Raw genomic sequence first — 12,786 nt, 5'->3', positions numbered from 1 at the left:
TATAGATTGACTTTCTTTTATAATCGGAATTAAACTAGTATACTAGTATTACTAATAATCATTCAGTGCGAAATTATGCGTTTGGCTGTTATATCTTTTGGAAGTAATTAAGGAAGATTGTTGCCAAACTAACATACTAGAATGTTAATTTTTTAATGATTACATTCTGCAGGGAGAGAATATCGCTTGTTAAAGTTTATTTTGAAATCGCTTACTTTTAGTCGTGAAGGGGGGGATTGAATTAGAGGGGTACCGTTTTTCTTTATAGTAGTTTCCGGTTAAGGGGGATCTAGAAAAGTAGGATTGGAGGGAGAAAAATGCTAAAAAAGTTTTTGGCCACTTTAGCAGCAACAGCATTGGCTGTTGGAATGCTTGCGGGGTGCACGGACAATGAATCAGCTTCATCAGGCGGCTCCAGTGAATCGAAAGATGGAAAAGTCACCATTACAACTGTGCGTACCCTAAAAGATGACACAAAATTTCGAAATGGGGAAGATTTGAATAACAATCCGATCACACGATGGTCAGAGAAGGAATTGGGGATTAAATGGAAAACTCTATGGACGGCTCCGAACGATGAGCAATATCATAATAAGATTCGCCTCGCTCTATCGTCCGGCCAGAAGTTGCCCGACGTATTCAAAGTGTCGGACGGACAATTAATCAACGATTTGATTCGTTCTGGAAAAGTAATGCCTATTGATGAGGCCATTGAAAAATACGCATCTCCGAGGTTGAAGGAAATTTTTAATCAGTTCCCAGAAGCGTTTTACCCGGCTACGGTTGATGGAAAACGTTACGGCATTCCGCGTTTTTCTGGCGGTAACGGCTCAGATTCATTGCTTTGGATCCGCAAAGATTGGCTCGACAAATTAGAATTGCAGCCGCCAAAAACGATTGAAGATCTTGAAAAAATTATGGACGCCTTTGTGAATAAAGACCCTGACGGAAATGGCAAAAAGGATACCATTGGTTTGACGTTGGCCAGTAAAAATGGTTTGGCGACATGGCTTGCTGACGGAAGTTTTATTTTTGGTGCGTACGGCAATTATGAACCTGGTTCATGGTCAAAAGATGAAGATGGCTCTTTAGTCTATGGTTCTGTCCAGCCGTCGATCAAAAAGGGATTAGAGAAATTACATGAATGGTATGAAAAAGGATACTTAGATCAAGAAGTTGGGATTTTAGACGAACAGACAGCGATTAAAAGTTTTGTAGCTGGAAAATCCGGTATCATCTCTGCGCCTCCATGGGCATCTGGATGGCCGATTACAGACGCGTTAAAAAACAACCCAGGGGCGGTGGTTGAGCCATATCCGCTGCCGAGTGGGCCAGACGGAAAAATTGGACGCCGCGGTGAAGGGCTCGTTACAGGGATGTTCTTATTTAGCAAAGATTTTAAACATATGGATAAGTTTTTTGAGTACTTAGATGAAGCCTTCGCTTATGTATATAACGATTCGAAGTATTTTAAATATGGATTGGCTGAAGGCTATGACTATGTCATGAAAGACGGCAAGACTGTTTATGATGACAAAGAAATTCCAGGTGGAAGATTGGATCCAGGAACCTATTTTATTACTGAAGCCATTCCGACCGTCCCATATATGCTTTACGATTTAGTCGAAGAAATGTATACAACCAAACGCCAGCCGAAAAACGCTTATGAGTATACACGGATTGTCTCCCTAGGCGATTCCTTTATGAAAGCGGCTACCATCGTCAATGAGCAAAACCAATACCGTATTGAAAATGAGTTTACTGGACCGCCAACAAAAACGATGCAAAAACGTTCGGAATTCTTGACGAAAATGGAGCGGGAAACGTTCGCCAACATCATTTATGGTCGAGCGCCGCTCAGTGCATTTGACGAGTTTGTGAAAAAGTGGGAAGAGTCTGGCGGTAAAGAAATGACAAAAGAAGTAAATGAGTGGTATCAATCGGTGAAAGGGGAAAAGTAAAGCGGAATGGATGTGACGGTGCGGACATGGTTGGAATGTTTGAAATCACAATCAATGTCTGCACCTATTTTTTAGTATGAACCGATTCTGCAAAAATGTTTTTGATCAGATGAAAGGAGGAGGAAACCATGCAACCGGCAGTGGATTTAAAAGGACAAACAGCGGCAGTTGAAGTAAGGAAACAACGAAAATGGAGGGGGACATGGCAGCTGCATGCGATGCTGCTTCCCGCCATTGTCATTGTGTTTATTTTTCAATACATTCCAATGGTCGGACTCGTTATGGCGTTTCAGGATTATGAGCCGTGGCTTGGCTTTTTGCACTCGCCATGGGTCGGTCTTGAACATTTTAAAACGATGTTTGAATATGAAGATGCGCGTCAAGTTATATGGAATACATTTGTTATTTCCACATTGAAAATCATTTTTAATCTCGGAGTGCCGCTTGCGTTTGCTTTGCTCCTTAACGAAATATACGTGGTGAAGTTTAAACGGACTGTCCAGACGATCGTGTATTTGCCGCACTTTTTATCCTGGGTAATTTTAGGCGGGATTTTGATTGACATGCTTTCTCCTGAAGGAGGAATGGTCAATCGCATGTTATCTTTATTTGGAATGGATTCTATTTTTTTTCTCGGTGACAACGATTGGTTTCGTACGGTCGTTGTTGTGACGGATGTATGGAAAGAATGCGGATTTAACACGATCGTGTTTTTAGCCGCCCTTACTTCAATCAATCCATCGTTGTATGAAGCCGCGATCGTTGATGGTGCGAATCGCTGGCAGCAAACCATTTACATTACGCTGCCTTCCATGCTGCCGATTATCATCGTTGTCGGAACATTATCGTTAGGAAATATTTTAAATGCCGGGTTTGACCAAATTTTAAACTTGTACAATCCGCTTGTTTATAAAACGGGCGATATTATTGATACGTACGTTTATCGCGTTGGTCTTTTAAATGGAGACTTCAGTTATGCGACCGCCGTTGGGTTATTTAAATCTATTATCAGCTTTATGTTAGTGGTAACGGGATATCGACTCGCTTATAAATATGCCAATTATAAAATCTTTTAAGGGAGGGGAGGATATGCATCATCATTATCAAAAAAGTTTGTCCTATAAAATATTTGCCATTTTTAACTATGTTCTTTTAACCGTCATTGCGTTGCTTTGTATTTTGCCGTTGATTCATATTTTAGCCGTTTCTTTTAGCGGAAGCGCGGCGGCGACCGCCAATCTTGTCGGGCTGTGGCCGGTCGATTTTACAATTGATGCGTACGAAAAAACGATTGGAAATGAAAACTTTTTGCGCTCGCTCTGGAATTCGTTTTTGCGGGTTATATTAGGAACTGTCATTTCTATGGCAGTCATGTTGTGTGCGGCTTATCCATTATCCAAAAGTGACAAAGCATTTCATGGTCGGAAAATTTATATGTGGTTTTTCGTTTTTACTATGCTGTTTCACGGCGGCCTTGTGCCAACTTATATGGTCGTGACGAAACTTGGATTGATGGATACCATTTGGGCGTTGATTTTGCCATCGGCGGTCAGTTCATTCAACTTAATTTTGCTTGTTAACTTTTTCCGGACATCGGTGCCGAAATCGCTTGAAGAAGCCGCTTTGATGGATGGGGCTAATCATTTTACGATTTTTTGGAAAATTTATTTGCCGATCTCTATTCCAGCTATTGCGACGATTTCGCTTTTTACAATGGTGTTTCATTGGAATTCATGGTTTGATGGGATGATTTACATGTCTGATGTTAAACATTATCCGTTATCCACTTTCTTGCAAACAATCATTGTTCAACAAGACTTTACGAAAATGAGTGTCGATGCCGAAACAATGAAAAATTTGTCTGAACGGACGGTGAAAGCAGCGCAAATTTTTATTGCGGCGTTGCCGATGCTGGTCGTCTATCCATTTGTGCAAAGGTTTTTCGTTAAGGGGATTGTATTAGGGGCAGAAAAAGAATGAGAGGAGATAGGCGGACATGACGAAAGAATATGAATCTTGCTGGCTGCGATATGAGAAAAATGATAAATATCAAGACAGTCCATTATTGGTTAAAACGATTGTAGCCAAAGGGGAGTCCTCGGTTTTCCGCGCGGCAGTGGAAGAGCTAAAGGTCGGAATGGCATCGATGTTTGGCATCGAGCCGCAAGTAACGGCGGAAGCTGGACAAACGAGTTTTATTTGGCTCGGAACGCTTGATGATGATGAGATAAAGGAGCAATGGCCGGATCGTGACGCTACGGCAGTTTATGATCCGGACGGCTATGTTATTTATTCTTATGTTCACGATGGGCAACCGTACATCTACATTGCCGGGAAGACAGAGAAAGGAACGCTATACGGTGTGTTTCACTTCCTTCGCTTGCTTGAGATGAAGGAAGATGTTTACCATTTGTCAATCGTAGAACAGCCGAGAAATCAATTGCGCATGATCAATCACTGGGATAATATGGATGGAAGTATTGAGCGCGGGTATGCGGGACGATCGATTTTCTTTGCTGACGGCCAGTTTGTCAAACAAAAGCAACGGATTAAAGATTATGCGCGGCTGCTTGCTTCCATAGGCATTAATGCGCTTTCGATCAATAATGTAAACGTTCATCAAACAGAAACGAATTTGATCACGGAAGAGTTTTTACCTGAAGTGGCGGAAGTGGCGGATATCTTCCGGATATACGGCATTCAAACGTTCTTAAGCATTAACTATGCGAGTCCGATTGAAATCGGTGGGCTTTCGACCGCCGATCCGCTTCATCCAAGTGTAAAGCAATGGTGGAAGGAAACTGTTGAACAAATTTATCGCTATATCCCTGATTTTGGCGGTTTTGTCGTCAAGGCGGACTCCGAGTTCCGACCCGGTCCGTTCACCTATGGACGCAATCATGTGGATGGAGCAAATATGTTGGCCGAAGCGCTGGAACCGTTCGGAGGTGTCGTGATTTGGAGATGTTTTGTCTATAACTGTCAGCAGGACTGGCGAGACAGAACAACAGATCGAGCAAAAGCCGCTTATGAGCATTTTAAGCCATTGGATGGGCAGTTTCATTCGAACGTTATTTTACAAATTAAAAACGGCCCGATGGATTTTCAAGTGCGGGAACCCGTTTCCCCTTTATTCGGCGCCATGCCGAAAACGAACCAAATGCTAGAAGTTCAAATCACCCAAGAGTATACAGGACAGCAAAAGCATTTATGTTTTCTTGTTCCTCAATGGAAAGAGGTGCTTGAATTTGATACATATGCCAAAGGGAAAGGATCAGAAGTGAAAAAAGTGATCGATGGCTCTTTATTCGGTTATCGGTATAGTGGCATGGTCGGTGTATCCAATATTGGCGATGACCCCAACTGGACTGGGCATACGCTCGCACAAGCCAATTTATATGGATTTGGGCGTCTTGCTTGGAATCCGGATTTGTCTGCGGAGGAAATAGCGAAAGAATGGATTGTGCAAACATTTGGGAATGATCCGCAACTCGTTGAGCAAATTAGCGGAATGCTTTTGGAATCATGGCGCATTTACGAAAACTATACCGCTCCGCTTGGCGTCGGCTGGATGGTGAACCCAGGCCACCACTATGGACCGAACGTGGATGGATATGAATATTCCCATTGGGGAACGTACCACTATGCTGACTGCAAAGGAATCGGAGTCGATCGGACGGTCGCAACCGGAACCGGCTATACCGCACAGTATTTTCCGGAAAATGCGACGATGTATGAATTATTGGATACTTGTCCTGATGAGCTGTTACTGTTTTTTCACCATGTTCCGTATACCTATCGTTTAAAATCGGGTGAAACAGTGATGCAGCATATTTACAACACTCATTTTGCTGGAGTAGAGCAGACCCAACAGCTCAAAAAACGGTGGGAGCAACTGAAAGGGAAAATGGACGAAAAACGGTATATGGATGTATTGGAACGGCTTGCGATTCAGATTGAACATGCAAAGGAATGGCGTGATGTCATCAATACGTATTTTTATCGCAAATCAGGCATCGATGACCAATATGGACGGAAAATTTATCGATAATGAATAGGGGAGGCGTAGAGGATGAAAGTCGTTAAAGTGCCCGATGGTCGGCGAATGAACTTCAGGAAGAATTGGAAATTTTGTGTTGGCACCGGCCGGCTCGGCCTTGCTTTACAAAAGGAATATTTAGATCATCTGAAGCTCGTCCAAGAGAAAATTGGATTTCAATATATTCGCGGCCATGGCTTGCTTTCCGATGATGTCGGGATTTATCGAGAAGTAGAAATAGACGGAGAAATGAGGCCGTTCTACAACTTTACGTACATCGACCGGATTCTTGATTCATATTTGGATTTGAACATTCGCCCGTTTATTGAACTCGGGTTCATGCCGAGCGCGCTCGCTTCAGGAGAGCAAACCGTTTTTTATTGGAAAGGAAACGTTACCCCGCCGAAAGATTATGGCAAATGGCGCGATTTAATTGTGGCAGTCGTTTCCCATTTTGTTGAACGCTACGGGATGGAGGAAGTGCGAACATGGCCGTTTGAAGTATGGAATGAGCCGAATTTAGTGAATTTTTGGAAGGATGCAGACAAACAAGAATATTTTAAGCTATATGAAGTGACGGCACAAGCGGTAAAAAGTGTGCATCCTCAATTGCAAGTCGGAGGTCCCGCTATTTGCGGGGGAAGCGACGAATGGATTGTCGATTTCTTGAATTTTTGTGCCGAAAAACATATACCTGTTGATTTTGTAAGTCGGCATGCCTATACGTCGAAGGCGCCGCATAAGAAAACGTTTGAATATTACTACCAGGAGCTTGAGCCGCCCGAAGATATGCTTGAGCAGTTCAAAACGGTGCGCGAATTGATTAACCAATCCCCGTTCCCAAATTTACCGTTTCATATTACGGAATATAACACGTCGTATAGCCCGGTCAACCCGATTCATGATACGGCTCTCAATGCTGCCTATATCGCCCGTATTTTGAGTGAAGGCGGCGATTATGTCGATTCGTTTTCGTATTGGACGTTTAGCGATGTGTTTGAGGAAATGGACGTACCAAAAGCGGTGTTTCACGGCGGATTCGGTTTGGTGGCACTCCATGCGATTCCGAAACCGACGTTTCATGTATTTACGTTTTTTAATACATTGGGCGAGGAACTGCTGTATCGTGACTCAGAGATGATGGTGACTAGGCGGAAAGATGGATCGGTCGCGGTAGTGCTCTGGAATTTAGTTATGGAAAAAGGCGAGGGATGGACCAAAGAAATACGGCTGGATATTCCCATTCCATTTACTGATGGATTTATGAAACGGCAAACCGTTAATGAAGAGTACGGAAACCCGTGGAGAGTATGGAAGCAGATGGACCGGCCCCGCTTTCCGAGCCGGAAAGCAATTGAGACGTTGCGTCAAGTGGCACGGCCGAAAGTAACGACTGAACGGCTGAGGGCGGAAAACGGTGCGGCTCGTTTGTCTCTTCTGTTGACGAAAAATGAAGTGACGCTCATCGAAATCGAACCAATTAAAGATGCCACGTATACGTATTCCGGTCTCGATGACAATCAAATGACATCGTATTCGTAAGTTTATGGGTTTAAAAATCGTAGCGTATGATCTTTAAATGCACGTAAAGATTATGAGGTTTTGGGGAAAAACAGTTAACAAAAGGAGGGATGGTATGGACATTGTCGCCATTGGAGAATCGATTGCATCCTTTACACCGGCAAGCGGAGGATGAACGAGGCAAGCTGTTACATGTACGAGACGACTCAGCGGGGATTAGAATCAATAGACGAACTTGTCTTGATCGTGAGGGGAGAGTGAAAAAAGAACAGATCATTCGGAGGGTAAAGGTGGATAGGTGGAACAGATTGGAGTAAAATGAAGGAAAACCATTTGTTTGGTTTCTACCATACTAGTATAGAAGAAAGGGAGAACTCAATGACGATGTTTACTTCCCAGCAAAGCCAGCAAATCAAAAGTTCCATTAGAGGCTCAGCGCGAGATCAGTTGTATGACATGCTGAAAGAAAAAATTTTGCGTCTGAAGCTTGAACCAGGAACGAAAATTTCAGAAAAAGAAATTGCTGAGCAGCTTCATATTAGCCGCACCCCGGTACGCGAAGCGTTTTTAAAACTGGCGCAGGAAGAGCTACTCGATATCATTCCACAGAGTGGGACGATCGTTTCGCGTATTAATCTGGAACATGTTGAAGAAGGGCGTTTCATTCGTGAGGTGGTTGAAAAAGAAGTCGCGGCGTTAGCTTGCACGAGATTTCGCCAAGATCATTTGTTTCAACTTGAGAAGAACATTATGATGCAGGAACTGTGCGTGGAAAAAGGGAATTTTTTGGAACTTTTTGAGCTTGATGAGATGTTTCATCAACTTATTTTTGATGGTTGCCGCATGTCGCGCTCATGGAAGATGGTGCAAAGCTTAAACAGTCATTTCAATCGTTTACGCGTACTGCGATTGTCTTCCGACTTAGACTGGGATATTATCATTTCTCATCACAAGCAAATTTATCAATTGATTGCGGATAAAGAAGCAGAGAAAGTCCGGAAAGTAATGGAGGAACATTTGCGGCTTGTGGATATTGAAAAGGATCAGTTGAAAAAACAATATCCGCACTACTTTGTTTAACTGGCAAAGAAAAGAGAGGGGAGAAACCGTGCAGCCGTTCATTCATGATCATTTTTTGCTGCAAAACAAACATGCACAAGCGCTGTATCATGAATATGCGAAAACGTTGCCCATCATCGATTATCACTGCCATTTAAGCGCAAGGGAGATTGCCGAAGACCGACGGTTTCACGATATGACCGAGCTTTGGCTTGAAGGGGACCATTACAAATGGCGAGCGATGCGGATGTTAGGAGTTGAGGAACCGTATATTACTGGAAAAGCTTCGGCTGAGGAAAAATTTCGCGCTTGGGCCCGAACGGTCCCTTATTGTATCGGGAATCCGCTCTATCATTGGACACACTTGGAATTGAAACGGTATTTTCAGGTCGATGCCCTTTTGAACGAACAGACATGGTGGGAAATATGGAATCATTGCAATACGTTGCTGCAACAAGAGGGATTTTCAGCCCGTGGCTTTATTCTGAAGTCCAATGTTGAATGGATCGGCACAACCGATGATCCGCTTGATGATTTATCATACCATAAACAAATCGCCGAAGATCTATCGTTTCCTGTTAAAGTAGTGCCTTCGTTTCGGCCAGACGCTCTTTTGGAACTGAATCGGTCCTCTTTTCTAGATTATGTTGATGAATTAAGAAAAACGGCAGGCGTTTCGATCACGCATTATGAGCAGCTGTTGCAAGCTATCGAAAACCGCGTTCGCTATTTCCACGAGGCTGGATGCCGGATGGCTGATCACGGATTGGAGTATCTGCCGTATGCTTGGTGCGATTGGAATGAAGCAAGTGCCATTTTCCAAAAACGAAAAGAAGGATTTGCCGTCAGCGGGGAGGAAGAAGAAAAATATAAAACATTCACTTTATGTTTTCTGGCTCGCCTCTACCAATCACTCGGCTGGGTGATGCAGCTTCACATCGGCTCGATTAGAAATACAAACGAGAAAATGTTTCGACAACTCGGGCCCAACACCGGCTATGACTCGATTAACGATTTTCTCTTTGCGAAGCCGTTGAACGCCTTTTTAAATGCATTAGACAAAGAAGGGCAATTGCCGAGAACGATTGTGTATACGTTAAACCCAATTTATAACTATGTCGTTGCTTCAACGATCGGCAACTTTCAGCAAGAAGTGATAAAAGGAAAAGTGCAATTTGGGGCGGCTTGGTGGTTTAACGATCATCAAGATGGCATTGTGACGCATTTAAAGGATCTCGCCAATGTGGGGGTGTTAAGCACATTTGTTGGCATGTTGACCGATTCTAGAAGCTTTTTATCTTATGTGCGCCACGAATATTTTCGAAGAATTGTCTGCAACTTGATCGGTTCATGGGTCGAAAGAGGGGAGATTCCCCAAGATTACGCATTATTAGGGAAAATCATTCAAGATATATGCTATTTCAATGCTAAGCAATACTTTCCTTTACCATGAAAGGAGGACAGATGAGAATGAAGATGGTCTTTCGCTGGTTTGGAAAAGACCATGATACGGTTTCGTTGGATGATATTAGACAAATCCCAGGGGTTGAAGGAATCGTTGGGGCGCTCTACCACATTCCGGTGGGAGAGGTTTGGCCTCTTGATGATATATTGGAATTAAAGCGGCACGTCCATGAAAAAGGATTTCATCTTGAAGTCATTGAGAGTGTCAACGTCCATGAAGATATTAAGCTAGGCTTGCCGACACGAGAGCGGTACATTGAAAATTACAAACAAACGATTCGTCATTTAGCCAAGGCAAACGTAAAAGTGATTTGTTACAACTTCATGCCGATTTTCGACTGGACGCGTTCTGATCTGGCTAAAAGGAGGCCAGATGGCTCTACCGTCCTTGCCTATGAAAAAGAAAAAATTGAACAAATTGACCCGGAAGAAATGGTACGGAGCGTTGAAAACGAAGCAAACGGCTTTTTGCTGCCCGGCTGGGAACCGGAACGGTTGAAGACGATCAAACGTCTTTTTGAGTTGTACAAAGGGGTGACAGAAGACGATTTGTTTGACCATTTGCACTATTTTTTAGAACAAATTATTCCAGTCGCTGAGGAATGCGGCATTCAAATGGCGTTGCACCCTGATGACCCGCCTTGGTCGGTATTCGGGCTGCCGCGGATTGTAACGAATCAAGAAAATTTAGAGAAAATCGTCAACATGGTTGAAAGTCCAGCCAATGGACTGACGTTATGTTCCGGTTCGCTGGGGGCCAACCCAAACAATGACATTCCGCAAATCTTCCGGCATTTTCTGGCCATGGGGAGGGTTCCATTTGCCCATGTCCGCAATGTTCAAGTTTACGAGAATGGTAATTTTGAAGAAACATCTCATCGCAGCTGCGACGGTTCACTGAATATCTGTGAAATTGTCAAGGCGCTGCACGAGGCGAATTTCCAAGGGTATATCCGGCCGGATCACGGACGGATGATTTGGAATGAAAAAGCGCGGCCCGGCTATGGAATGTATGATCGGGCACTTGGCATTATGTATCTTTGGGGCGTTTGGGACAGTCTGGAGAATGAAAAGAGAAAACAGGAAGGAGAAAGCGTATGCTCCCCATCCATCCAAATTTAAAAGGAAAAGTGGCAGTTGTAACAGGAGGCGGCGGAGTGCTGTGCAGCTGCATGGCAAAAGAGCTGGCCCGTCAAGGAATGAAAGTCGCAATTTTAAATCGGACGATGGAAAAGGCGGAAAAGGTGCAGCAGGACATTGCCGAGCAAGGTGGAGAGGCGCTGGCTGTTTCATGCAATGTATTGGATATTGATAGTGTCAAACAGGCGGCGGAAACGATATTGTCTGTCTATGGACCGTGCGATGTTCTCATTAATGGAGCGGGCGGCAATCATCCACAAGGCATCACAACAAAAGAGATGTTGGAACGGCAAGACATCGAGAACCAGAACATCCTAACATTTTTTGATTTAACGGCCGATGGATTTAAGTATGTGTTCGATTTAAATATTCTTGGCACGGTGATTCCGACGCAAATATTTCTGAAGCAAATGGTCGGAAAAGGAGGCACAATTATTAATATCTCTTCTATGAGCGCACCGCGGCCGATGACGAAGGTGCCGGCATACAGCGCGGCGAAAGCCGGAATTGAAAATTTTACGAAATGGCTGGCAGTGCATGTTGCTGAAGCTGGAATTCGCGTCAATGCCATTGCCCCCGGATTCTTTTTGACGAAGCAAAACGAGCGTCTTTTGAAACATCCGGACGGGTCCTATACCGAACGCACGGAGAAAATTTTATCCCATACCCCGATGCGACGGCTAGGAAACCCGGAAGATTTGTTGGGAACGCTGCTTTGGTTGGTCGATGAACGCACGAGCGGTTTTGTCACTGGAATTACCGTCCCGGTCGATGGCGGCTTTTTGGCCTATTCAGGAGTATGAATCTGCTTTTGCCTATCCTGCACTAGGAGCGAAATTTGATTGGTAAATAGGATAATAGAAAGGGAGAGTCAGGAAGCTCCTCCTTTCTCTTTTTGGAGTGTGGTATACTAGTTTCAACAGAAAGCAAGAACAAAGGTGGAGGAGTCGTCATGCGTTCCGGTCTTTTAGATGGGAAGCTGTACCGTATTTGCGAGTGGATTACAAGACTTGCGTATATCAATATTTTGTGGCTGCTTTTTACGGCACTCGGAGCCATCGTGTTCGGTATCGCCCCGGCGACGGTGGCATTGTTTACGATTGTGCGGAAGTGGCTTTTATTTCATGATGATTCTGTTCCTGTGTTTAAAACGTTTATTCAAACATACAAAAAGGAGTTTTTGCGGGCGAATCGAATGGGGCTTTTACTTATGGTTGTAGCGTATATGATCTATATCGACATGTTATATATCGCCCAGGTTTCAGCAGCGTGGCAGTTGCCTTTTTCCGTCGCTTTGTTGATTGTTTCTATCTTTTACGTCGTGACATTGTTATATGTGTTCCCGATTTATGTGCATTATGAGCTGCGCTTTTGGCAGTATATTAAGTACTCCTTTCTGATTGGAATGACTAATCCGTTTATGACTCTTGTCATGCTGATCAGCCTAGGGCTATTGCTCATCGTTTTTATGTCGATCCCAGGGCTTATTCCGTTTTTCAGCATTAGTCTATTTTCACTTATTGTGATGGGCAGCGCTTTGTGGACATTCCGCAAAATGGAGGAAAAACAAGCGGCGTGGCAACAGGAAAAATAAATAGATCA

The 12,786-nt window shown here is 43.8% G+C and carries 10 protein-coding genes; all 10 read left to right on the top strand.

The window, feature by feature from the left end:
• The first annotated feature begins 317 nt into the window (after positions 1 to 317).
• The 10 genes from GGQ95_RS00680 to GGQ95_RS00635 all read left to right on the top strand — a co-directional run bounded on the left by GGQ95_RS00680 (position 318) and on the right by GGQ95_RS00635 (position 12,778).
• The gene (locus GGQ95_RS00680) at positions 318 to 1,961 is read left to right on the top strand and encodes an extracellular solute-binding protein (RefSeq protein ID WP_066147622.1); all 1,644 of its coding nucleotides are present in this window, start codon (positions 318 to 320) and stop codon (positions 1,959 to 1,961) included.
• 128 nt (positions 1,962 to 2,089) lie between these two features.
• Positions 2,090 to 3,037, top strand: coding sequence for an ABC transporter permease (locus GGQ95_RS00675; RefSeq protein WP_183186225.1), 948 nt, complete (start codon positions 2,090 to 2,092; stop codon positions 3,035 to 3,037).
• A gap of 13 nt (positions 3,038 to 3,050) precedes the next feature.
• Entirely contained in the window at positions 3,051 to 3,941 is an 891-nt protein-coding gene (locus tag GGQ95_RS00670; protein WP_066147626.1) for a carbohydrate ABC transporter permease, read from the top strand.
• A 16-nt stretch (positions 3,942 to 3,957) separates the two neighbouring features.
• Positions 3,958 to 6,012, top strand: coding sequence for an alpha-glucuronidase family glycosyl hydrolase (locus tag GGQ95_RS00665; RefSeq protein WP_066147627.1), 2,055 nt, complete (start codon positions 3,958 to 3,960; stop codon positions 6,010 to 6,012).
• 21 nt (positions 6,013 to 6,033) lie between these two features.
• Positions 6,034 to 7,542: a GH39 family glycosyl hydrolase gene (locus GGQ95_RS00660; protein ID WP_183186224.1), complete on the top strand. Its 1,509-nt coding sequence runs from the start codon at positions 6,034 to 6,036 to the stop codon at positions 7,540 to 7,542.
• 357 nt (positions 7,543 to 7,899) lie between these two features.
• Positions 7,900 to 8,601 carry a GntR family transcriptional regulator gene (locus tag GGQ95_RS00655; protein ID WP_369815498.1) on the top strand — a complete coding sequence of 234 codons (702 nt, stop codon included), beginning with the start codon at positions 7,900 to 7,902 and terminating at the stop codon, positions 8,599 to 8,601.
• A gap of 28 nt (positions 8,602 to 8,629) precedes the next feature.
• Positions 8,630 to 10,033, top strand: a complete 1,404-nt coding sequence (uxaC, locus tag GGQ95_RS00650) for a glucuronate isomerase (protein WP_183186223.1) — start codon at positions 8,630 to 8,632, stop codon at positions 10,031 to 10,033.
• Between the two features lie 17 nt (positions 10,034 to 10,050).
• Positions 10,051 to 11,166: a mannonate dehydratase gene (uxuA, locus tag GGQ95_RS00645; RefSeq protein ID WP_066147638.1), complete on the top strand. Its 1,116-nt coding sequence runs from the start codon at positions 10,051 to 10,053 to the stop codon at positions 11,164 to 11,166.
• Positions 11,142 to 11,987, top strand: coding sequence for an SDR family oxidoreductase (locus tag GGQ95_RS00640; protein ID WP_066147639.1), 846 nt, complete (start codon positions 11,142 to 11,144; stop codon positions 11,985 to 11,987). The genes uxuA and GGQ95_RS00640 overlap by 25 nt, the downstream gene beginning before the upstream one ends.
• A 149-nt stretch (positions 11,988 to 12,136) precedes the next feature.
• Positions 12,137 to 12,778: a YesL family protein gene (locus GGQ95_RS00635; protein WP_066147642.1), complete on the top strand. Its 642-nt coding sequence runs from the start codon at positions 12,137 to 12,139 to the stop codon at positions 12,776 to 12,778.
• Positions 12,779 to 12,786 lie beyond the last annotated feature (8 nt).

Origin of the sequence: Anoxybacteroides rupiense (assembly GCF_014196195.1) — a bacterium.
Taxonomy (GTDB): domain Bacteria; phylum Bacillota; class Bacilli; order Bacillales; family Anoxybacillaceae; genus Anoxybacteroides; species Anoxybacteroides rupiense.
Note: the sequence above shows the minus strand (reverse complement) of the source record. Positions and strands in the feature narration are given on the sequence as shown.